Origin of the sequence: Polaribacter sp. Asnod6-C07 (assembly GCF_045063625.1) — a bacterium.
Lineage (GTDB): Bacteria > Bacteroidota > Bacteroidia > Flavobacteriales > Flavobacteriaceae > Polaribacter > Polaribacter vadi_A.
Genome location: NZ_JBEFOF010000005.1, coordinates 1137806 through 1159098, shown reverse-complemented (window position 1 = coordinate 1159098; position 21293 = coordinate 1137806). Strand labels below are relative to the sequence as shown.

The window sequence follows — 21293 nt, the reverse complement described above, 5'->3', positions numbered from 1 at the left end:
GTTTCTAATTTACAGGAACTACGACTTCTTCAAAAATGTTTTCGCCATTATTATCTTCACCTTTCCAAAATTTAAAAATATAATCCTCTTCTTGTATAACAGTAATTACCATATCAAACTCGTATTGAGTAGTTTGTTCTGTACAAGTTTTATCTAAATCTACTAAAGATTGTATTGCAACAATTCTTGTAGTGTCTTGGTATTCGTAATATACATGGTCAAAACTATAGCAATCATTTTTAAAAGTATATTTTACTTTTATAGTATCTTTTTCACCAAAAGTAAAAGAACTTGGCACTATATATTCATCAATAGGTAAAAGTTCAAAACCATAATTTACATAGTCGTTATTCTCATCATTTAAACAAGAATTAAAGAGTAAAATAGCGGTAAAAAGTAAAATAAATTTTTTCATAATTTTTATGTTTAGTAAATTAATATTGGGTATCCATTTCTGCATTCTACTTGCTTGGGAGGGCTAATAATAGAACAATCAGAAACGATACCCCATTTAATATTAAATGCTTTTTCAGCTTCAGTATATGTTTCTACTTTTTGTAAAAAAGAAGCTACATCAATGTTTTTAGAATAAGGTAAATAACCTTGTGGTCCACCACAAGCTTTAGAACCAAAAGCAGTAAATGCCCAGTTATTTGAGTTAGAACAAGTTTCGCCATAAGCAATATTTGAGATTTCATTAAACAAATCCATTAACGTTCTGTGTTCTATTTCTTGTTCTGTTAATTCTCTTTTAACCACTAAATTTGTTTCTGTTATTTCTATAATTTTCCACCCAAAAAAAGAAGGATAACTTGCTGTAGAAATACTTATTAAATCGTTTGCTATTGTAAAAGTACCATCAACATTAAAATAGGTAAGTGGAGGTGTGCCACACCAACCAGAAGTTCTTTCTATAAAATCTCCAGTTTTTTTAAATGCAATTCCATAACCTTCATCTGGTAAAATACTACTTCTTTTAAATGTTGTGGTTTCGTTTTCGTAAAAAGGTTCTACCCAATTACCAATTAATAAATTGTCTGGATCTATTGCTATTTCTTCATCATTCATATTGTTTTCGCAAGAGAAAAAGAATGCAGCAAATACTAAAATTACAATGTTTTTTAAATGCATAATTATAAGTTTTAAATGGGTAAATTTTCTGATGTTTTTTCTGTTTTAGAAACAACCTTAATTAGTGTAGTTTCTATAGAAGAAGCATCTTGTGGCGGATTTTCTATTTTTCTTTCTGATACTTTAATTACATATTCAAAGCCTTCTTCGTAGTTAAAACCAACAATTGAGCTATAAAAATATTGCCAATTTTCTGTTTCATTTTCTTTAACTAATAAACATTTTTGATAATCTACACCCACACAATCTGCTTTTATAGATGCTACAATTAGTGTTTTTTCTGGTGTTATTAAGTTATTGTCTTCACAAGACAATAAGCAAATACTAAAACATATTAGGTATATTACTCTTTTCATATTAATTTATTTGTGTATTCCAACCTTCTAAATTTAAAATAATATCAGAATAACCTTCTTTTAAATTAGAAATATCAAAAGTGTATTCTTGCTCAAAAAAAGCCAAACAAGCTTCGTTGTTTTCTAAAGAAAGTTTAATGTTTCTTTGCACTGGGTAAGATTCTAAAACTATATTAGCATCTATTAAAACAGCTTTCCAAGAATTGCCATCACAACCACTACTGCTAATTTTTAGGGTTAAAAGATTTTCGTTTAAAATTGCTTCTGTAATAGTATAATTGCTAGTTGTTGTTTTATTATATAGTGAGTTGTTTATGATAACTGATTCATGATCAGTAATTATATCAATATTTTCGTTACAAGAAATCAATAAAAAAATCATTGTAATTAATATACCAATTTTATACATTTTAAGTTCTTTTTTATAAGATACAAAAAGAGCAAAAAGGTTGCGTTGAATAATAGTATTTTTGTAAAAAATAATTTTTGTTGATTAATTCTTTTTCAATTTTCCTTTTTTAAAGGATGAAAAAAACAAAGAAAACCAAACAGTAAAAGTGTTGTGGTAATTTTATAAAGTTTATGAAAGAAAGCATTTTTAATATAAATAACGAACAAGATTTTACAAAAACAACCATGGCAGTTTTTAAACATCAGTTTAAGAACAATAAAGTGTATCGTTCTTTTTGTGATTTAATAAACAAACATCCTTCTGATGTTACTAAAATAGAAGAAATTCCTTTTTTGCCAATTCAGTTTTTTAAATCAAGAGAAATACTTTCATCCAAAGAAAAAATTGAAGAGATTTTTACAAGTTCTGGAACAACAGGCAGTATTACAAGCAAGCATTTTGTAACCGATATTAACCTTTATAAAGAAAGTTATTTAAAAGGATTTGCACATTTTTACGGCAATATAGAAGAATACGTAGTTTTGGCTTTATTGCCAAATTATTTAGAGAGAAAAGGGTCTTCTTTGGTTTTTATGGTTGATGATTTAATTCGAAAAACCAATAATATAGAAAGCGGATTTTATCTAAATAATTTAGATGAATTAGCCAATAAACTCATCAATTTAGATAGAAAAGGCCAAAAAGTTTTACTTATAGGTGTCTCTTTTGCTTTATTAGATTTGATTGAGAAACATCAATTTAAGTTAAAAAATACCACAATAATGGAAACAGGTGGTATGAAAGGCAGAAGAAAAGAATTGATTAGAAATGAGTTGCATCAAATACTTTCTGATGGTTTTGGAGTTAATGAAATTCATTCTGAATATGGAATGACAGAATTACTAAGTCAAGGGTATTCTAAAGGAAATGGAGTTTTTGAAACACCCAATTGGATGAAAATTTTAACCAGAGATACTGAAGATGCTTTAACTATTCAAGAGCAAGGAAAAACTGGTGGGATTAATGTAATTGATTTAGCAAACTACAATTCTTGTTCATTTATTGCTACTCAAGATTTAGGAAAAGTCTATGAAAACGATACGTTCGAAATTATTGGACGCTTTGATAATTCTGATATTAGAGGTTGTAATTTGATGGTTTTGTAAAGTAAAAAAATAAAAAATTTAATTATGAAGTTTAAGTTATTACAAGAGTTTAAAGATTTTGCTGTAAAAGGTAATATGATAGATATTGCTATTGGTGTTATAATTGGTACTGCATTTAATAAAGTTGTAAATGTTTTAGTAAAAGAGGTTTTAATGCCACCATTAACATTAATGACAGATGGCGCAAATTGGGAGAATAAAAAGATTATTTTAAGAGAAGCTATTGTAGCTGATGGCAAATCTAAAATTGAAGAAATAGCTATTGGTTATGGTAAATTAATAGAAGCTGGCGTAGATTTTTTAGTAATTGCAATTACTGTTTTTTTAGTGGTAAAAGTTATGAATAGTATGAAACAAAAAGCAGACGACCCAAAAAATAAAACAGTGGCTACCCCAAAAAATATTGAGTTAATGAATAAGACCAATGAACTTTTAGAAAAACAGAATGCCTTTTTAATGAGGCTTTTAGATAAATAATTTTTTTTGTAATTATTGTAATTTTTATCGACCAAAAAGAAAACAAAACTCGATGAAACCTATAATTACTATTTTATTTTTAACGATTTCAATTTCAATTTTTAGCCAAGAATATAATCTTAAAAAAGGATATGTTGCAGAAGGTTATGATGTGGTTGCTTACTTTAGTAATAAAGCTGTAGAAGGCGATAAAAAGTTTACAACTGAGTTTGATGACGTAAAATTTAAGTTTTCATCTAAAGAAAATTTAGAAATTTTTAAAAAAAATCCAAAAAAATATGTTCCTGCTTATGGGGGTTATTGTGCTTATGCTGTGGGGGTTAAGTCTAGTAAGGTAAGTGTAGATCCTGAAACTTTTGAAATAAGAGATAAAAAATTGTACTTGTTCTACAATTCTTGGGGAACAAATACGTTAGACTTATGGAAAGACGAAGGAGCTGACGATTTAAAGAAGAAAGCAGATGCCAATTGGCAAAAAATAAAATATAATTAATAACCAGTGCAGACTTAGGGGACATTTTTTTGCCTGTGTTATTTAGAAAGAGGGTTGATTTTATCAGCCCTCTGTTTATTTACAAAAGTTTCGTTTTTAATTACTGAATTACACTACCCAAAGAAAAAACTGTTTTTCCATTAGCGTTCATTAATTTCTGAGCATCAAAATTGGGCATTAGAACTGTATTTAGTTCGTTTAAATTCCAAGTATTAGGGTTTTTAAACCATTCAGAAATATCCATTTTAATTTCTATGGTAGCACTATTTGTTATTTCTATGTTGCCTAAATCAACTTCAAAAGAAGTGTCTTCTAATACTAAATTATCAGAGTCAGACATGTCTACAGCTCTAATTGTATGGTAATTAAAATTTGCATCAGTATTATTTGTGTCTTTGTATTTACCATCAAATTGCATAAAATGATAACCACCACCCATCATTCCTGGTACATTAAAAGTAACAGAATTTAAATCTTGATAAACACCATCTATATTATCTTCATCTGCAAAACCAAAAGTAAATTTTAGTGATTTTGTACCTGGTGTAATTTCATTAAATTCGATTTCAAAACCAGAATCTTCACCAATATTTATAAGTTGATAGTCTTTAGTATTATCATCTAAAGTGATGTTAGAAACTAAATATCTTAACCTTTCTATACTGATAGATTCTCCATTTTCAGTAGTAAATTTAAATTCATTAAAATCTTCGGATGTAAGAGCTGTACCTGCCCAATTATGAGTGAATTTTAAAGTAACATTTGTGCTCTCTGGAAAAACACAACAATCTATTTCGTTTTTACAAGAAGTAAATAAAAATATTGTTAAAAAAACTAAGCTTATATATTTTTTCATTTTTCTGTTTTTATAATTAATGCATCAGAGAAACCTTTATTTTCAGAAATATCTTGGTCAGAACTAGAACTCTCCCCAACTGCAATTATAGATTGATTATTTAATTCAATAGCATCAAAAAGGAAATCATTTTCTGTACCACCAAAAAACTTTTGCCAGATTAAATTACCAGAATTATCAACCTTTAAAAGCCAAGCATCACTTTGCCCAAAATTTGAAAAATCGTTGTCTGAGCTTCTAGAATAACCAGCAATTAAAAAGTCATCATCTTGTGTTTTAGATATTGAACGAGCAACATCAAAACTAGTTCCTCCAAAAGTTTTCTCCCAAATTAGAGTTCCATCCGTAGAAATTTTAAGCATCCACAAATCTGCTGCACCATTGTTAAAACTTACATTATTGTCTGAGCTTCTGGTATCACCAACAATTATAAAATTACCATCGTTTGTGGCTGTTATCCCTCTTGGTTCTTCAATTTCTGAACCTCCAAAATTTTTCTCCCAAATTAGAGTTCCATCAGCAGAAATTTTTAAAATCCAAAAATCGTAAGTGCCTAAATTGTTAGAAATATTAAAATCGTCACTGTCTGAAGAAGCTGCAATTATATAGCTATTATCTGTAGTTTCTACAACTCCAAAAGGTGTATCTGTAAAAGACCCACCAAAATATTTACTCCATTCTAAATTACCAGAATTGTCTGTTTTTATAGCCCAAACATCACCACCTGCATGTTTTTGAGCGGTTTTGGCATTGCCTTCTCCATTAGATGCTGTAACATCTAAAACGCCTGTTATTAAAAAGCCATCATCTGAAGTTTGTAGTAAAGTTGTACCAGTATCAGCACCAATAAAACCAAAGCTTTTTTCCCAAGTAATGTTGCCATCAGTAGAAATTTTTAAGAGCCAAAAATCTTGTGCACCTGCATTATTTGCAACATCAAAATCGGCACTTTTGCTGTAACCAAAAAGCGCAAAACCACCATCGTTTGTAGCAATTAGATCTGCACCTCTATCATCATCAGAACCTCCAAAGGTTTTTTGCCAAAGCAAATTATCATCCGAAGAAAATTTCATTACCCAAAAATCGAAACTCTCGTCAGTTTTTGTTTCAATATCTAAATCGTTGCTTTGTGTATAACCTAAAATTGCATAACCACCATCTGAAGTAGCTACAACAGAATTAAAAACATCGTTTTTAGTACCGCCAAAAGTTTTTACAAAGTTTGGGATACCTTCATATAAAGTTGGTAAATTTTCAATTTGTTTTTTAGTACAGCAAACAAATAGTAGCAGTATTGCAGTAAAACAAATTTTTTTCATTTCTTGGTTGATGTTTTTAATTTTGAGAGTAGTTTTTTAATTAACTACCAATTTTGTGGTGTAATCATCATTAATTTTAACAAAGTAAATTCCTTTATTAATATTACCAATATTTAGTTCGTATTGAGTGCTATTTATGTTATTTTCTTCCGCTATTTTTTGCCCAATTAAAGAGTAAACTTTAATGTTTTTAATAGATTCACTATTTAAAGATTTAATAGTTGTTTTGTTTGATGTTGGATTTGGAAACATAGAAAAACCCAATTCTAAATTCTGATTTTCTAAGCTTAAAGTTCCACTTTTTCTGATTACAAAAAAGCCATTGTCAATATCACTCACAATAATATTTCCGCTCGGAAAATAAGGATAAACATTCCAAGCCCCATTAAAAGCTGTGTTGTCATTATCTGGATACGTATCAAAATATCCAACTTCTGTAATTGTTTTGTTTTCGATATCAGAAATATCTAACATTCTAACTCCTGCAGTATAACTTGCTTGATAATAAATGTTGTTTTTTACATATCCATTATGGTCTATTGCAGCAGCATCACTATAATAATCGAAATGATGTAAAGGATTGTCTAAATCTGTAAAATCGAAAATTACAGTTTTGGTGTTGTTTCCAACTCGAATTTCATCAAGTTCATCACCTAAAATAAAATATTTTAAATCTTCTGTAAACCAACCTTGGTGTGCATATCTTACATCTGTATAAGTAATTGTAGAAATAATTGTAGGTGCTGTTTTGTCTGTAACATCTGCAATTACTACTTCATTTTCGTTACTACCAATTAAAATTTCTTTGCCTGTATAATCTAAATCAGGACCATTATAGGTAATAACTTGTGCATCATGTGCATAACCTCCTTCTCCAAAACCACCTTCTAAAATTGGGTTGGTTGGATTTTGAATATTGATGAAAATAGGACCACCTTTGTAAGTAGAGCTTCTACTTGCGCCTACGATATAAGCATAACCACTTTCTTCGTTAATTACTATATTATGAGCTGTACCAAATTCTGTAAAATGAGTATCAGCCAAAAATACTTCAGGCGGATTTGTTACATTTCTAAGTCTTGTTAAATCGAAAACTTGCATACCATGATTACTGGCTTCGCTCACAATAAAAGCGTGATTGTTGTATACTTTTACATCTCTCCAAGAACTATTTACAGTGCTTGTTGCTAAAGTTCCTAAAATTATTGGCGATAATGGATCTGTAATATCTATAAAAGTGACACCTTTGGTTGTGCCCATTAAAGCATATTCGCTTTGTGTATCTGGGTCTGTCCATCCCCAACTGTCATTGCCTTCTGCTCCAGAACCTGCAACTTCAGTTATAGAAAAATGAGAAAGTAAATCGTAATCATTACAAGGATAATTACCTGAAAATCCGTTTGTACAAGGTATTTGAGAAAATGCAATTTGAGATAAAAAAAGGAGGATAAATGTAGTTTTTTTCATTGCCAAAAGAGATTTATATCAAAAATACATTATAAATTGAAATATTATTCATTTTCTCTGTTAAACTAATTCTCTCAATTTTTAGAATGTACCTATCTTTGCAATATGTTAGAAGACAAAAATCAACAAAAAACATCTTTAGCTGAACTTGGTGAGTTTGGCTTAATTAATCATATTACAAAATATTTTAAAGTTGAAAATGCATCAACCTTAAAAGCAATTGGAGATGATGCAGCAGTTTTAGATGCTTCAGAAAAGCAAACTTTAGTAACCACAGATTTATTAATTGAAGGTGTACATTTCGATTTAAGTTATATGCCTTTAAAGCATTTAGGTTATAAAGCTGTAATGGTTAATTTATCTGATGTGTATGCAATGAACGGATCTGCAGAGCAAATTACAGTTTCTATTGCTGTTTCTAATCGTTTTCCTTTAGAAGCTATAGAAGAATTGTATGCTGGTATTCAGTTGGCTTGTGATACGTATAAAGTTGATTTAATTGGTGGAGATACAACATCATCTACCAAAGGAATTTTAATTTCTGTAACAGCTATTGGTAAAGCAGAAAAAGAAGATATTGTTTATAGAAGTGGTGCAAAAGAAACCGATTTAATTGTGGTTTCTGGAGATTTAGGTGCTGCTTATTTAGGATTACAAGTTTTAGAAAGAGAAAAACAAGTTTTTAAAGTAGATCCAAATAATCAGCCAGATTTAGATAACTATACTTATTTAATCGAGCGTCAATTAAAGCCAGAAGCTCGTAAAGATATTGCTGGTTTGTTAAAAGAATTGGAGGTAAAACCAACTGCTATGATTGATATTTCTGATGGACTTTCTTCAGAACTTTTTCATATTTGTACACAAAGTAAAGTAGGTTGTAAAATTTATGAAGATAAATTGCCTTTAGATCCGCAAGTTATTTCTACTTGCGAAGAATTTGAGTTAGATTCTACAATGGTTGCTTTAAGTGGAGGTGAAGATTACGAACTTTTATTTACAGTGCCAATTGCTGATTTTGATAAAGTAAAAGCAAATCCTAATTTTTCTATTATTGGTCACGTAATTGCAGAAAACCAAGGTTTACAATTAATTACGAGAGCAAATCAAGAAATTGAGTTGAAAGCGCAAGGTTGGAATGGTTTAAAAGAAGGCTAATTTTTTAATGAAATCTTTACGATTAATACTATCTAACCTTATTTTTTTAGCACCTTCTTGGGTTTTCTCTTCCATTAACATTTTAATAGGAACCTGGATTTTATATATACCTTTTATAAAAACTAAATTCCAATTAAATGATGCTGAGATTGGTTTTGCACTTTTTTTTACAGCTTTAGGCTTGTTAATTGCTATTCCTTTTATTCCGAAAATTAATAGAAAAGTAGGTTTAGGAAAATCGACAAAAACAGGAATTATATTATTAGCACTTGTTTTTAATTTGCCATTATTAGCATCTAATTATATACTACTTTGTACCTCACTATTAACTGTTGGTTTGTGTTCTGCATTTACAGATGTTTCTTTAAATGCCTTAACAGCAACCATAGAAAAAAGAGAAAACGAAAATTTTATGTCAGCTGCACACGGTTTTTTTAGTTTGGGTGGTTTTATTGGTGCTTCTGTAGGTAGCTTGTATATAAGTCAGTTTTCTAACCCGCATTTGCATATGCTTAGCATTTCTGTACTTGTAATTGTATCTAATTTGTATTTATCTAAAAGCTATAAAAATGTTCAAGTTGATGTAATAAAAACTCAGCCTCAAAAACAATCTTTTTATAAAAATATTAAACCACTTATTATACTATCTATTATTGCATTTATTGTATTATTTAATGAAGGTGCAGTAGAACATTGGAGTAATTTATTTTTGTTTGATGTAATACAGGTCTCTGAAAGTAAAGCAGGTTTAGGTTTTATTGTTTTTTCTTTAATGATGACTATTGGGCGATTTTTAGGTGATGGTTTTAGTACTAAATTAGGCTCTTTAAAAACCATACTTTTAGGAACTTTACTAGCCTTTTTTGCTTATTTACTCATTATAGTTTCACAATTATATGTAACAGTTATCGGCTTTGGTTTTTTAGGATTAGGTTTATCAGTAATAATACCAGAAATTTATAGAGTTGCAGGTAAAACCAAAGAATTGGAAACCTCTTTTGCAATATCTATAGTATCAGGAATTGGCTTTGTTGGTTTTTTAGTTGGCCCAGTTATTCTTGGTGCAATTTCTAATTGGAGTAACTTAGTTACAAGTTATATTTTTTTAGGAATATTGATGATAATTGCCTCTTTTTTAACTTTGTTCGTATTAAAAAAGAAGCCATAAATTATCCTGTTAATTACTTCTTCTTTGCTCATCATTATTGCTAAAAGCTCTGTTTTTTACATTTACTTTTTTGTTTCCAAAATCGTAAGAAAGTGAAATTCTAATATTTCTAGAGCTTTCATTAGATCTGTAATTTTGTTGAATGTCATTTACATTAGAAACATAATTTCTTAAACTTGCTGTGTTAAAAACATCGTTGCAAAATATAGAGAATTTTACATTATTTTTAAATTGATGTTGCAAGCCAAAAGATAAATTATATAAATTACCAACACTATATAAACCTCTACTGTGTTTAGATCCAAACCAAGAATTTACTTGTAATTTTGTGTTGTTAGATAAAGAAAAAGTATTGTTAGAACTAATAGATAATTGCGTTCCGTTTTTCGGATTAGTGCCAATATCTTTTGTAAATTTAGTAACAAATGCCATAAGACTTAGGTTGTTCTGAGATTTCCACCAAGAAATTTTATTGTAAGAAAAACCTTCTGAAAACATATATGTAGAGGTTTTAAAATAGTTTTCTCTTGTAATTATTTGATCTTGATTTTGAGCATCTGTGTTAAAAACTGCTCCAAAACCATCATTAGTAATGTTTAAAGAAAAACTAGTATTTAAGTTGTTTTTATAAAGGTGATAAACCTCGAAATTATCTGAAAAAGATGGTTGTAAAAACGGATTCCCAACACTGTAACTATTGTCATTAATATAAACTCTAAACGGATTTAAGTTTCTAAAATTAGGTCTGCTTATTCTTTTACCATATGCAAAACCAAAATTATGAAGTTCGTTCTTGTTATAAGAAAGATATAAAGTAGGAAAAAATTTGCTATAGTTATTTTGGTTTTCTTGTTGTATTGCTGCGTTAATTCCTGTGGCTTTTGTGTCTTCAAAACGTAAGCCAAATTGTAATGTTAATTTATCAGATAAATCTGTGTTTCCAGAAAAATAAGCAGCTAATACATTTTCTTCATATTCAAAAGCATTAGATCTGTTTGGGTCTAAAATTTTATTATTAGAAAGCGTATTGTAATAGAATACATTGCTTTTTGTATTTGTAAAACTCGCTTTAACTCCATAAGATAGCTTTACTTTTTTTAGAGGAAAAGTAAGATCAATTTGAGTATTAAAATTTTCTATTTCTTGATTTGCTAAATTTAATGCTGCTGCATTTATACCTTGAGAATTGTAATTGGCATCAAAACTTTCTGTTCTAAAATCTTGACTAATTTTTGAGTTGTACGTAAAATAATCTACATCTAAAGAAATACTTTTTCCTAACGAATCTAGATCAGAATTTAAATGAAAATTTATAGAATGATTCTTATTCTTAACCTCTCTGTTTCCAGTATTTATCAAACTACTTTGCAAGTTTTTTTGATTGTCAAAAATTGTTGATGTTGTTGTGCCTACTATATCTGGTTGTTTTGTGTTTCCTAAATATTGTATTCCAAAAGTAGTTTTATCAGAAAGTGTATAATCAACCAAAAAGCGTCCAGAAAATTGATCTTTTTTATTCTTTCCTTTAATGTCAATATCCCAAAAATTGTTAGGATAATTAATTAATATTCCTTCTAAACCTTCAAAGTTTCCTTTGGTTGCATTTATACTTGCTGATAAAGAAAGTTTATTTTTATTGTAAAAGAAATTATTAGCAAGCGTGGTAAAATTATACTTGTTTTGATTGTAAGAAACTGTAGTTGCATTTCTCCAAGAATCTAACAATCCTTTCTTTAAAATTATATTTATTAGACCTCCATTTCCTGCAGCATCATATTTTGCTGGCGGATTTGTAATTACTTCTATTTTAAGAATATCGCTTGCAGAAAATCCGCTTAAAAAACTTATTAAATCATCGCCTTGTAAAGGAGAAATCCTACCATTAATCATTACTTGAGTTGCCCCTTTTCCTAAAATAGCAAGTGCTCCATTTATAACTTGAACTCCAGGAGTTATGCTTAAAACATCAATTCCATTTCCACCAGTTGCAGAAATACTTTTTGCAACATTAAAAATCATTCTATCAATTTTTCTTTCTAAAATTCTTTTTTCTGTTTTTACAATAATTTCGTTTAAAGCTTGTGTGTTTTCCTCTAAAATAATAGTTCCTAGATGTAGGTTTTTATCAATTTTAATAGTTTTTTTCCAAGTTTTATATCCTAAGAAAATAATTTCTAAGGAATAATTTCCACTTGTAGTTTTTAGCTCAAAAGCACCATTTTCATCTGTAGTAATTCCTGTAACTATTTTATTGGTTTTGTCTTTTAAAATTACATTTGCAAACGGAATAACATCTAAATTATCAGTTACTTTTCCTGTAATAATTTGTGCTGATAAAATTCCTGAGCATAATAAAGCAAGTACAATTAATGTGTTTTTAATATTTGTTTTCATCGTTTTTGTTTTTGATGATACAAATGTGCAATTCAAATTAATTTTGTGCGACCGAAAACGTAAAGTCGAACTATTTTCTGTAAAAGAAATCAGTTCGACTTTGTTTTGTAAACGTTCGACTTTACGTTAAATAATTGATTTTAAGTAGTTTTTCTAAACTGAGTTGGCGTTTTTCCTGTATACTTTTTAAAAGCAGTATTAAAGGATGATTTAGAATTAAAACCAACTTTGTATAAAATTTCTAAGACTGTAAAGTCTTTTTTAGACGGATTTTTAAGTATATTTTTAGCATCTTCGATTCTATATTCATTTACAAAATCGAAAAAATGCTGATTTAAATTTTGATTGATTAAAACAGATAAATCTCTGGAATTCATTTTTAATGCTGAAGCTAAATCTCTAATAGTTAAAGACGGATTTAAGTATGGTTTTTTATCAACCATAAAATCTTTTAAGAGTGAGATTTTTGGGTTTATCTCTTTTTTTATTTCTGTGTTTTTAATTTCTTTTGATGTTTTTAAATCTACATCTACACCTTTAAATAATTTAGGAGAATTTACAGCCTTTAAAAATAACCAACAGATAAAAAAGACACCAAAAAGTAAAGTTACAGTTCTAATAATATCTATTGCATTTCCATTATAATTTACTCGAATATAACCTTTTATAAGTGTTATTACTTGCCCAATAAAGAGCAAAATAGATAATTGTTTTAACCAATTATAGTTTTTAAAAGCATTTTTATCTGTGTAATTTTCCAGTAATAATTTTCTATATCTTAAAATATAATAGATTTCTGCACATAAATATGCAAAGGATAAAACATCACCAAAATAGCTTAAAAATTGTACTTCACTATTATTATCATAGTTGCTGAAAAAGGCAATTTTAGCAGCTTCATCTGCTAAAAAGAAATTAGGTAGTAGTACTAAAATAGTAATTAACCAAGGTAATAAATGAATTAAATGTTTCCATTTTAACTTAAAATTTGAATAAATTACTGATAAAATATATAAAAATAAAAGCGGATTTTTAAACAAAGAAATTTTATTTCTTAGCATTTCTAGATCAAGAGGTAATTCTATAATTTGATAATAAAAAAAAGCACTAATATCTATTGCAGTAATTATTAAAAAAGCTGCTAAAAGCTGATTGCTTAGTTTTTTTTCTGCTTTTACAGAAAGTAAAAAAACAGAAAACAACAAAAATAGGATTACAATAAGAACAGCTAAAAAACTAATTATGGAATCATAATTCATAATTTCAAATATACTTATTATTTAGAAGAGCATAATTATATAAAATTTGTTATTGTATCAATCAAAATTGCTGTGTTTTCAATATGACTCATATGTCCATCAGGAAAAATAACATAATCTGTATTGGTTTTTTTAGCTTCATTAATAGAAGCTTCAAAATCTAAAACAGGATCTTTTTTGCCAATAATAATTAGCTTTTTAAATGTGTTTTCATTTAAAATGTGGTTTCTATTTTTTCTGTTTTTCATTCCTTCATTTGCAGCCATATAACCTTGTACAGAAGTTTTTAAGGCTTGTACTTTAACGTCTTCAATTTCGTTTTTATATTTCGATAAATTCTCTGGATGAAACAAATTAGCAACCGACATTTTCACCAAAGATTCAAAGCTATTCTGAACCATTTTGTTTGCTCTAGTTCTTAGGTTTTTTCGTTCTTCAGAATCTTCGTTAGAAGTAGAATTCATTAAACATAAACCTTTTATTTTCTTCGGATTTTTATCGGCCAAAGCCAAAGCAACATAACCACCTAAAGAATGCCCAATTAAAAAATAGTCATTAATTTTTAGATGATGTAAAACAGCTTCAATACTTTCTGCAAATAATTCCATAGAATGGATGTAACCAATAGATTCTGAGTTTCCATGACCTAATAAATCAACTGTAATTATTCTATTGTTTTTAGAAAGTTGAGGTGTAATTTTATCCCACATTGTGGAATTCTCTAAAAATCCGTGAATTAGAACAATTGGGGTTCCTTTTCCTACATCAGAAAAAGAAATGTTTGCGTTTTTGAATGTGATTGATTTCTGCATCACACAAAAATATGTATATTTCAAGTATTAAAATAAACATTCTATGTTCAAATTCAAACACACATTTTTATTACTCTTATTAACGTTTTTTTCTATTCAAATTGATGCTCAAATCAAAGAAAATACTTTAGATGAACTTATACAAAAAACCTTAATCACTTTTGATGTTCCAGGAATTTCTGTTGGTATTTTAAAGGATGGAAAAATGGTATATTCAAAAGGTTTTGGTGTTCGTTCTCTAACAAATAAAAAAGAAATGAACGAAAGTACTTTAGTAGGTGTAGCATCTAACAGTAAGGGTTTTACCTGTTTTTCATTAGCAATGATGGTAGATGCTGGCAAACTAAATTGGGACGATAAAGTAAGAAAACACATTCCTGAATTTAAATTGTATGATGCTTGGGTAACAGAGAATTTTACAGTTAGAGATTTGGTTACACACAGAAGTGGAATGGGTTTAGGCGCAGGCGATTTAATGTTTTTTCCTGAAGGAAATGATTTTAAAGTAAAAGACGTTATCAATAATGTAAAATATTTAAAACCAGAAACTTCATTTAGAAGCACGTTTGCGTACAACAACAATATGTTTATTATTGCTGGCGAAGTTTTAAAACGTGTAAGTGGCCTTACTTGGGAAGAGTTTATTGAAACAAAAATTATGAAACCTGTTGGAATGACAAACAGTAAAGCATCTTACAATAGAGTTACAGACAGGTCTAATATTATTGATGCACATACAAGAACAGAAGGTGAAGTAATACAAATTCCTCATGATTGGAGCGAAACTGCAAATGCTGCTGGTGGTATTGTAAGCAACGTAAAAGACATGTTAACTTGGGCAAATTTTTTAATGAATGATGCTGTAACTACATCAGGTAAAAGATTATTAAGCACAAACCAATTTCACGAATTATGGCAACTGCAAACACCTTTAAAAGTTAGAAAAGGAGATTTGTACAATTCCAATTTTAGAGGTTATGGTTTGGGTTGGTTTTTAACAGATGTAAAAGGTGGTTATAAACAAGTGTATCATACAGGAGGTTTATTGGGTACAGTAACTCAGTTTACTATGATTCCAGATTTAGATTTGGGTATTATTGTACTAACAAATCAAATGAATGGAAATGCTTTTAACACCATTACAAATACTATAAAAGATAGTTATTTAGGTTATGACAATAGAAATTGGATAAAAACCTATGGAGATAAAAATGCCAACTATTTGCAATATAATGATAGTATAAAAGCAAGTATTTATAAAAAAGTTGAGGTGGCAAAAAGTAATAAAAGCTTACCAAAACCATCACAAATTGTAGGTACATATTCAGACAATTGGTTTGGTGATGTTATTATTTCATTTGATGACAATAAGTACACTATAAAAAGTAAAAGATCTACAGATATTACAGGTGAATTATTGCCATTTAACCAAACAACTTACGTTGCAAAATGGAACAACAGAAGTTTTGATGCAGATGTTTTTGTAAACTTTACGTTTGATGAAAATGGAAATGCAAAAAGTGCAACTATGAAATATATTGCACCAATTACAGATTTTAGTTTTGATTTTCACGATTTAAATCTTCAAAAAATAGATTAATTTATGAACAAAACAAAAGAAATTTGGATTGCAGGTTTTGCGCTTTTTTCACTCTTTTTTGGAGCAGGAAATTTAATATTACCTCCAAGTTTGGGAGCAAAATCAGGTTTAGATTGGTGGATTGTTGTTTTAGGTTTTGTACTTACAGGAGTTACTATACCTATTTTAGCAATTTTTGCACACGCTAAATTACAAGGAACTTTATATGATTTTGGAAAAAAAGTTTCTCCGGTTTTTAGCACCATTTTTTGCTTTTTAATCTACATTATAGCAGTTGCAATTCCATCTCCAAGAACTGCAGCAGTTACACACGAAATTGCAATTCAGCCATTTTTTGATTCCTCACCAATTTTAACCAGCATTATTTACTTTTTATTGGTTTTTATTTTTGCGGTAAATCGTTCCAAAATCATTAGTTTAATTGGTAAGTTTTTAACCCCAATTATTGTAATTATTTTATTGCTAATTATTGCAATTGTAACTTTTACAGCTCAAGGAACAGTAAATCCATCCACTTTAAAAAAACCTTTTGTAGATGGTATTTTAGAAGGTTACCAAACTTTTGATGCCATTGCTGGTGTAGTTGTAGGAGCCGTAATTATTATCTCATTAAACTATAGTTCACACACCACTTTTGATGCCAAAAGAAAATTAATTAGACAAGCAGGTTTTATAGCAGGTACAGGTTTATTATTAATTTATGGAGGTTTAATTTTAAGTGGTTCGTTGTTATCATCAACCTTTGTAGAAAACGCTTCTAGAACTGAAATTTTAACCAGTTTAAGTACACAAACTTTAGGAACTTTAGGCGCTACTTTTTTAAGTGTTTTAGTGGCTTTGGCTTGTTTTACAACAGCAGTTGGTATTGTAACAGGTACAGCAGATTATATAAAAGGAATTTGCAATGATTCTAAAAAAGCTTACATACTTACAGCAGCTATTGCTTCAATTATTGGGGTTTTTGTGGGTAGTTATCAAGTAGATTTTATTATTACAATAGCAGTGCCAGCATTAATGTTTTTATACCCAATAACTATTATGCTGATTATTTTAAATATTGTACCAGACAAATACGCTTCTAAATTGGTGTTTAGAGGTGTAATTTTAGTAACCTTTATTTTTAGTATTCCAGATTTTTTAGGGTTTATCATCCCAAGAGAAAATTTAACAGGAATTGTAAATGTAATTCCTTTAGCCAAACATAGTTTGGGTTGGGTTTTACCAGCAATTTTGGTTTTTGGATTGTTGAATTTGAAGAAGAAAGTGTTAACGAAATAGAGTTTAAGTTTCCATCAATTTTTACGACCAACAAACAAAACAAACTTAAATTTGGCAGTTCAAGACATCACAAAACATTCTTTTAAAGATATTTTTTCGGTAAGCACAGTAGCATTTGAAAAAGCCTGTACAATAGATCATTCAATTCAACAAAATAACTACTCCATTTATTGGATTCAAGAAGGAAGTGGAATCTATAATATCGATTTTGAACAATACACTTTTACAGATAATGTATTATTTTTCTTATCACCAGGCCAAGTTTTTACTGTAGATTCAGAACAAATAAAAACGGCTTATAAATTAACTTTTAAAAGAGATTTTTACTGCATACAGACACACGATGCAGAAGTAGCTTGTAACGGAATTTTATTCAACAATATTTACGAAACCCCTTTTGTAAAACCTTGCGAAAAAGACACCAAAAAACTCAACTATATTTTAGAAAATCTGATAGAAGAATTTCAGCAAAACGAAACTGCACAATATGATATGTTGCAAGCCTATTTAAAGCAATTCATTATAAATTCTGTGCGTATTAAAAAAGAAAATCACGTAATAAAAGAAGACACAGAAACACGTTTATTTAAGGATTTTAGTTTGTTGGTAGAGCATAATTTTAAAACAATGCACACAGTAACAGATTACGCAAATAGATTAGGACTTTCGCCAAAATCGATTACCAAACACTTTCAGAAATTGGGTGCAAAAACACCATCAGAATTTATTAAAAACCGCATTTTATTAGAAGCAAAGCGTTTGTTAATTTACACAGACAAAACCGTTAAAGAAATTGCTTTTGAGCTCGGTTTTAACGATCCTGCTTACTTTACACGCTTTTTTACAAAGGCAATTTCAAAATCTCCACTTCAATTTAAAAAGGAATACTAAACCTATTTCTTGTATCATTTTAATACTAATTTGTGCGTGTCTTTGTATTGATTATCATCAGTACAAAGTCAGGCTTTCTCAACTCGCTTTTTAAAGTTTTATCAAACTTTAAAAGAGCTCAAACAAATTGTTCAATCCTTCACGCGTGCATTTTTGCCAACTTTATTTCCTTGTCCAAACAGTAGGAACTTTTGTCCATTTTTAAACCTTTGTCTTGGTTGCATCTTTGCAGTGTAAATGAAACAAATCATTTTAAGATAATTTCTAAAAACATCTTTCCTGTGTTAACAGGAATCTAAAACAAATACAAAAATGGAAATACAATTAGAACAAACTCAAGCAAACGATATTATAAAAAACAACCCAACTGTTTTATTAGATTTTTATGCAGATTGGTGTGGCCCTTGCCAAACATTATTACCTACAATTCACAAATTAGCAGACGAGTTAAAAGACGATGTTACAATTAAAAAAGTAAACGTAGATAACAACCAAGAATTAGCAGCAAAATTCGGAATTAGAAACATACCAACTTTGGTTTTCTTTAAAGAAGGTAAAGCAGTAGATAAACATACAGGTTTAATTACAGAAAGAAATTTAAGAAGCAAAATAGACAGATTAAAGTAAAAAAAATTTACTGTCCAAACCAAAGGAACTTTTGTCCATTTTTAAAGGTTAATGTTGGTTGCATCTTTGCAGTATCAATCAGTAACAACTAAAAAAATAAAAATTATGAAAACAATAGAAAGTACACAATGTCCTAATTGTTGGGGATATCAAACTTACGATGAGCAAAGTCCAGAGCAACAACTTTGTGAGTGTAAAAGCTAACAATATAAAATTAAAAACAATAAATAGTTAAAACAATCGCTGAAAAATATCAGCATAAAAAATAGAAATTATGAGCACATTTAATGTACCAACAAAAAACGAAGTATCAGAAAACAACCAAGCAATATTTAATCAATTAGAAAAAGGATTGGGTTTTGTACCAAATTTATACGCATCTTTTGCACACAGTGAAACAGCATTAGGTAACTTTTTAGCTTTCGGGCAAGGAAAAACAAGCTTTTCTGCGAAAGAAAAAGAAGTAATAAATTTAGCTGTAAGTCAAGTAAACGAATGTGTTTATTGTTTGTCTGCACACACTGCAATTGGTAAAATGAATGGTTTTACAGATGCACAAATTATAGAATTAAGAACTGGTAATGCTTCTTTTGATTCGAAATTAGATGCTTTATCAAAATTTGCAAAATCTGTAGCACTAAACAGAGGAGCAGCAACACAAGAAGCTATAGAAAACTTTTACGAAGCAGGTTATACAAAAGGAAATTTAGCAGATGCAATTTTATTAATTGGCGAAATTACCATTACCAATTACTTTCATAAAACAACAGAAGTTCCTGTAGATTTTCCTGTTGCAGAACCATTAGAATCTTTATCAATATAAATAACAAATAATAAATTAAATAGTAGAAATTATGAGAAAATTAGTAGCAGTAATAGTATTAGTATTAGGTTTTGCATTTAACACAAATGCACAAGACAAAATGATGAAAGAAGCAGTAAAAACGGTTTCTTTAGAACAAACAAAAGGTGAGTTTACTCAAAAACAAATTACCTTATCAGAAGGAACTTATATTTTTGAAATTGCAAACACAAATGTTGGTCATAATGTAGGTTTTGTTTTAGCGCCAAAAGCGGATGTAAAAGCACACATTAAAAATGCTTATGTTACTGCACAAGTAAAAAATAACACTAAAGAAACTTCTAAAGAAGTTACGCTTAAAAAAGGAGAGTATGTTTATTTCTGTCCTTTAAATCCAACACCACAATATACTTTGATAGTAGAATAATTGTTCTTAATTCAAATGATGATTGGCGAGCAGAAATGCTCGCCTTTTTTAGTTTTTACAAACTCCTTTCTCTAACTCAATTTTATTTAAAGTTTGCCAAACTTTATGCGTAAATTCTTTTGGAGAAAAAGTAAATAACAACACCGTTTTTTGTGTCTTTTTACAAAAACGACTTTTAATTTTAACGTTTAAAGTAAACCTTTTGTTGGTTGCAAAACGATCATAAGTATATACTTTTCCTTCATAGAAAGAAGTCGATTTTTTCTTTTTTACTTTTGTTATAGTTGCTGAAGCTTTTCGTGAATTTGTTTTATCAGTTACATCAACTTTATTTAAACTGTTAAAATATTTTACCAAATCTATTTCTAATTCACTTTCAGGAATTTTTCTGTTTACATTAATGCTCCAAGCATAGGTATAAGACCAAAAAAAAGTGTGTTCTGGATTTATCCAACCTTTTGGCGGAAAACGAATATCTCCAACTCCAATATAATCCATATTTCTTGCTGGAAAACGCAATACTTCTTGTCCCCAAGTAGAATCTAATTTTATTAAATTGAATTCATTTTTTTGTCCGAAAGTAAAAACTGTACAAAGAAGTAAAATAACGATTAGTAATTTTTTCATTTTAAAAAATTTAAAAGTACTTTAAAAGAAATTGCATCAGAAATAATATGATCTTTTACACTTGTATTTCCTTGAGATTTATATGTAATGTTAAAATCTGTTCTGTCTATTTTTAAACGGGTTTCTAACTGTTTTTTTTCATCATTTTGGTTTGCTACAAAAAAGACCGATTTTGTGATTTTATTAATGGTTAGATCTGCTGTAATTTGCACAAAACCATCATCAATATATTTTATGTTAGTAAATACAATTTTTGATGTTGGATTGTTTTTTACATCAAAAAAATCTTTGTGTTTTAAATGCTCAACAAGGTCAAATACCCAATTTTCTTTTTCGTTAGATTTTATTGAATTCATATCAATAATAAAACGACCACTTATAATTTTGCTGTCTTTTACAACAATTTCTCCTTCTTTAAAATTTACAGTTCCATCATGAGTTCCAAAATTAAATAACTTAGTTCCCTCCCAAATAATAGAACTTTTTTGAGTATTTAAATTTATTTTTACTTGTCCTGTTATTTGTAAAGTAAAACAAGAAATAATAATTAGTCCAGCTATTTTTTTTATCATAATAGTATTTTTTAAGTTTGATGTA

At 28.7% G+C, this 21293-nt stretch carries 23 protein-coding genes; 11 read left to right on the top strand and 12 right to left on the bottom strand.

Translation table 11 applies throughout. The annotated features are described in order from the left end of the window. Positions 1 to 4 precede the first annotated feature (4 nt). Genes ACJJVK_RS04685 through ACJJVK_RS04670 form a run of 4 tightly spaced genes read right to left on the bottom strand, consistent with a single transcriptional unit; the run spans position 5 to position 1896 of the window. Positions 5 to 415 carry a hypothetical protein gene (locus ACJJVK_RS04685; protein WP_405563710.1) on the bottom strand — a complete coding sequence of 137 codons (411 nt, stop codon included), beginning with the start codon at positions 413 to 415 and terminating at the stop codon, positions 5 to 7. 11 nt (positions 416 to 426) lie between these two features. Further along, positions 427 to 1131 carry a hypothetical protein gene (locus ACJJVK_RS04680; protein WP_405563707.1) on the bottom strand — a complete coding sequence of 235 codons (705 nt, stop codon included), beginning with the start codon at positions 1129 to 1131 and terminating at the stop codon, positions 427 to 429. An 11-nt stretch (positions 1132 to 1142) separates the two neighbouring features. Further along, positions 1143 to 1487, bottom strand: a complete 345-nt coding sequence (locus ACJJVK_RS04675; RefSeq protein WP_405563704.1) for a DUF4377 domain-containing protein — start codon at positions 1485 to 1487, stop codon at positions 1143 to 1145. A 1-nt stretch (position 1488) separates the two neighbouring features. Continuing rightward, positions 1489 to 1896: a hypothetical protein gene (locus ACJJVK_RS04670; RefSeq protein ID WP_405563703.1), complete on the bottom strand. Its 408-nt coding sequence runs from the start codon at positions 1894 to 1896 to the stop codon at positions 1489 to 1491. Between the two features lie 173 nt (positions 1897 to 2069). Between ACJJVK_RS04670 and ACJJVK_RS04665 the strand changes: the two genes are divergently transcribed. Genes ACJJVK_RS04665 through ACJJVK_RS04655 form a run of 3 tightly spaced genes read left to right on the top strand, consistent with a single transcriptional unit; the run spans position 2070 to position 4014 of the window. Continuing rightward, positions 2070 to 3044, top strand: coding sequence for an acyl transferase (locus ACJJVK_RS04665; protein ID WP_405563700.1), 975 nt, complete (start codon positions 2070 to 2072; stop codon positions 3042 to 3044). Positions 3045 to 3068: 24 nt separating this feature from the next. Then, a complete protein-coding gene (mscL, locus tag ACJJVK_RS04660) occupies positions 3069 to 3521 on the top strand; it encodes a large conductance mechanosensitive channel protein MscL (RefSeq protein ID WP_405563697.1) in 453 nt (150 codons plus the stop codon). Between the two features lie 52 nt (positions 3522 to 3573). After that, positions 3574 to 4014, top strand: coding sequence for a YHS domain-containing (seleno)protein (locus tag ACJJVK_RS04655; RefSeq protein ID WP_405563695.1), 441 nt, complete (start codon positions 3574 to 3576; stop codon positions 4012 to 4014). Positions 4015 to 4114: 100 nt separating this feature from the next. On the opposite strand, the gene ACJJVK_RS04650 is transcribed toward ACJJVK_RS04655, so the two are convergent. Genes ACJJVK_RS04650 through ACJJVK_RS04640 form a run of 3 tightly spaced genes read right to left on the bottom strand, consistent with a single transcriptional unit; the run spans position 4115 to position 7656 of the window. Then, a complete protein-coding gene (locus ACJJVK_RS04650; protein ID WP_405563693.1) occupies positions 4115 to 4870 on the bottom strand; it encodes an MbnP family protein in 756 nt (251 codons plus the stop codon). Further along, positions 4867 to 6189: a hypothetical protein gene (locus ACJJVK_RS04645; RefSeq protein WP_405563692.1), complete on the bottom strand. Its 1323-nt coding sequence runs from the start codon at positions 6187 to 6189 to the stop codon at positions 4867 to 4869. Before ACJJVK_RS04645 ends, ACJJVK_RS04650 begins: the two co-directional genes overlap by 4 nt. A gap of 36 nt (positions 6190 to 6225) precedes the next feature. Next, a complete protein-coding gene (locus ACJJVK_RS04640) occupies positions 6226 to 7656 on the bottom strand; it encodes a choice-of-anchor B family protein (protein WP_405563689.1) in 1431 nt (476 codons plus the stop codon). A gap of 105 nt (positions 7657 to 7761) precedes the next feature. Between ACJJVK_RS04640 and thiL the strand changes: the two genes are divergently transcribed. Further along, positions 7762 to 8811: a thiamine-phosphate kinase gene (gene thiL, locus ACJJVK_RS04635; protein WP_405563686.1), complete on the top strand. Its 1050-nt coding sequence runs from the start codon at positions 7762 to 7764 to the stop codon at positions 8809 to 8811. A gap of 7 nt (positions 8812 to 8818) precedes the next feature. Beyond that, on the top strand, positions 8819 to 9979 hold the full coding sequence (locus tag ACJJVK_RS04630) for an MFS transporter (RefSeq protein ID WP_405563683.1): 1161 nt from the start codon (positions 8819 to 8821) through the stop codon (positions 9977 to 9979). A 9-nt stretch (positions 9980 to 9988) separates the two neighbouring features. Here the strand turns inward: ACJJVK_RS04630 and ACJJVK_RS04625 are convergent, their stop codons facing one another. The 3 genes from ACJJVK_RS04625 to ACJJVK_RS04615 form a co-directional block, all read right to left on the bottom strand. Next, entirely contained in the window at positions 9989 to 12373 is a 2385-nt protein-coding gene (locus ACJJVK_RS04625) for a TonB-dependent receptor domain-containing protein (protein ID WP_405563680.1), read from the bottom strand. Positions 12374 to 12513: 140 nt separating this feature from the next. Continuing rightward, a complete protein-coding gene (locus ACJJVK_RS04620) occupies positions 12514 to 13632 on the bottom strand; it encodes a helix-turn-helix domain-containing protein (protein WP_405563677.1) in 1119 nt (372 codons plus the stop codon). Between the two features lie 35 nt (positions 13633 to 13667). Next, positions 13668 to 14444: an alpha/beta fold hydrolase gene (locus ACJJVK_RS04615; RefSeq protein ID WP_405563674.1), complete on the bottom strand. Its 777-nt coding sequence runs from the start codon at positions 14442 to 14444 to the stop codon at positions 13668 to 13670. A gap of 43 nt (positions 14445 to 14487) precedes the next feature. On the opposite strand from ACJJVK_RS04615, the gene ACJJVK_RS04610 reads away from it, so the two are divergent. From ACJJVK_RS04610 to ACJJVK_RS04585, 6 genes are all read left to right on the top strand, one after another. Beyond that, positions 14488 to 16044, top strand: a complete 1557-nt coding sequence (locus tag ACJJVK_RS04610; protein ID WP_405563671.1) for a serine hydrolase — start codon at positions 14488 to 14490, stop codon at positions 16042 to 16044. A 3-nt stretch (positions 16045 to 16047) separates the two neighbouring features. Next, positions 16048 to 17322, top strand: a complete 1275-nt coding sequence (gene brnQ / locus ACJJVK_RS04605) for a branched-chain amino acid transport system II carrier protein (protein WP_405563668.1) — start codon at positions 16048 to 16050, stop codon at positions 17320 to 17322. A gap of 51 nt (positions 17323 to 17373) precedes the next feature. Then, positions 17374 to 18213: a helix-turn-helix domain-containing protein gene (locus ACJJVK_RS04600; protein WP_405563665.1), complete on the top strand. Its 840-nt coding sequence runs from the start codon at positions 17374 to 17376 to the stop codon at positions 18211 to 18213. Between the two features lie 312 nt (positions 18214 to 18525). After that, on the top strand, positions 18526 to 18840 hold the full coding sequence (gene trxA, locus ACJJVK_RS04595; RefSeq protein WP_405563662.1) for a thioredoxin: 315 nt from the start codon (positions 18526 to 18528) through the stop codon (positions 18838 to 18840). 274 nt (positions 18841 to 19114) lie between these two features. Then, the gene (locus ACJJVK_RS04590) at positions 19115 to 19663 is read left to right on the top strand and encodes a carboxymuconolactone decarboxylase family protein (protein ID WP_405563659.1); all 549 of its coding nucleotides are present in this window, start codon (positions 19115 to 19117) and stop codon (positions 19661 to 19663) included. A 31-nt stretch (positions 19664 to 19694) separates the two neighbouring features. Further along, entirely contained in the window at positions 19695 to 20069 is a 375-nt protein-coding gene (locus tag ACJJVK_RS04585; RefSeq protein ID WP_405563657.1) for a plastocyanin/azurin family copper-binding protein, read from the top strand. 48 nt (positions 20070 to 20117) lie between these two features. On the opposite strand, the gene ACJJVK_RS04580 is transcribed toward ACJJVK_RS04585, so the two are convergent. Continuing rightward, the gene (locus ACJJVK_RS04580; protein WP_405563654.1) at positions 20118 to 20696 is read right to left on the bottom strand and encodes a hypothetical protein; all 579 of its coding nucleotides are present in this window, start codon (positions 20694 to 20696) and stop codon (positions 20118 to 20120) included. Further along, positions 20693 to 21268, bottom strand: a complete 576-nt coding sequence (locus ACJJVK_RS04575; protein ID WP_405563652.1) for a YceI family protein — start codon at positions 21266 to 21268, stop codon at positions 20693 to 20695. Before ACJJVK_RS04575 ends, ACJJVK_RS04580 begins: the two co-directional genes overlap by 4 nt. Positions 21269 to 21293 lie beyond the last annotated feature (25 nt).

Bases quoted from the DNA above. Each gene is read 5' to 3' on its own strand.
- ACJJVK_RS04575 (WP_405563652.1), bottom strand. From the start codon at position 21,268: ATGATAAAAAAAATAGCTGGACTAATTATTATTTCTTGTTTTACTTTA.
- ACJJVK_RS04675 (WP_405563704.1), bottom strand. From the start codon at position 1,487: ATGAAAAGAGTAATATACCTAATATGTTTTAGTATTTGCTTATTGTCT.
- ACJJVK_RS04670 (WP_405563703.1), bottom strand. From the start codon at position 1,896: ATGTATAAAATTGGTATATTAATTACAATGATTTTTTTATTGATTTCT.
- ACJJVK_RS04685 (WP_405563710.1), bottom strand. From the start codon at position 415: ATGAAAAAATTTATTTTACTTTTTACCGCTATTTTACTCTTTAATTCT.
- brnQ (WP_405563668.1), top strand. From the start codon at position 16,048: ATGAACAAAACAAAAGAAATTTGGATTGCAGGTTTTGCGCTTTTTTCA.
- trxA (WP_405563662.1), top strand. From the start codon at position 18,526: ATGGAAATACAATTAGAACAAACTCAAGCAAACGATATTATAAAAAAC.
- ACJJVK_RS04680 (WP_405563707.1), bottom strand. From the start codon at position 1,131: ATGCATTTAAAAAACATTGTAATTTTAGTATTTGCTGCATTCTTTTTC.
- ACJJVK_RS04655 (WP_405563695.1), top strand. From the start codon at position 3,574: ATGAAACCTATAATTACTATTTTATTTTTAACGATTTCAATTTCAATT.
- ACJJVK_RS04610 (WP_405563671.1), top strand. From the start codon at position 14,488: ATGTTCAAATTCAAACACACATTTTTATTACTCTTATTAACGTTTTTT.
- ACJJVK_RS04585 (WP_405563657.1), top strand. From the start codon at position 19,695: ATGAGAAAATTAGTAGCAGTAATAGTATTAGTATTAGGTTTTGCATTT.
- ACJJVK_RS04650 (WP_405563693.1), bottom strand. From the start codon at position 4,870: ATGAAAAAATATATAAGCTTAGTTTTTTTAACAATATTTTTATTTACT.
- ACJJVK_RS04590 (WP_405563659.1), top strand. From the start codon at position 19,115: ATGAGCACATTTAATGTACCAACAAAAAACGAAGTATCAGAAAACAAC.
- mscL (WP_405563697.1), top strand. From the start codon at position 3,069: ATGAAGTTTAAGTTATTACAAGAGTTTAAAGATTTTGCTGTAAAAGGT.
- ACJJVK_RS04640 (WP_405563689.1), bottom strand. From the start codon at position 7,656: ATGAAAAAAACTACATTTATCCTCCTTTTTTTATCTCAAATTGCATTT.
- ACJJVK_RS04620 (WP_405563677.1), bottom strand. From the start codon at position 13,632: ATGAATTATGATTCCATAATTAGTTTTTTAGCTGTTCTTATTGTAATC.
- ACJJVK_RS04615 (WP_405563674.1), bottom strand. From the start codon at position 14,444: ATGCAGAAATCAATCACATTCAAAAACGCAAACATTTCTTTTTCTGAT.
- ACJJVK_RS04630 (WP_405563683.1), top strand. From the start codon at position 8,819: ATGAAATCTTTACGATTAATACTATCTAACCTTATTTTTTTAGCACCT.
- ACJJVK_RS04580 (WP_405563654.1), bottom strand. From the start codon at position 20,696: ATGAAAAAATTACTAATCGTTATTTTACTTCTTTGTACAGTTTTTACT.
- ACJJVK_RS04665 (WP_405563700.1), top strand. From the start codon at position 2,070: ATGAAAGAAAGCATTTTTAATATAAATAACGAACAAGATTTTACAAAA.
- ACJJVK_RS04625 (WP_405563680.1), bottom strand. From the start codon at position 12,373: ATGAAAACAAATATTAAAAACACATTAATTGTACTTGCTTTATTATGC.
- ACJJVK_RS04645 (WP_405563692.1), bottom strand. From the start codon at position 6,189: ATGAAAAAAATTTGTTTTACTGCAATACTGCTACTATTTGTTTGCTGT.
- thiL (WP_405563686.1), top strand. From the start codon at position 7,762: ATGTTAGAAGACAAAAATCAACAAAAAACATCTTTAGCTGAACTTGGT.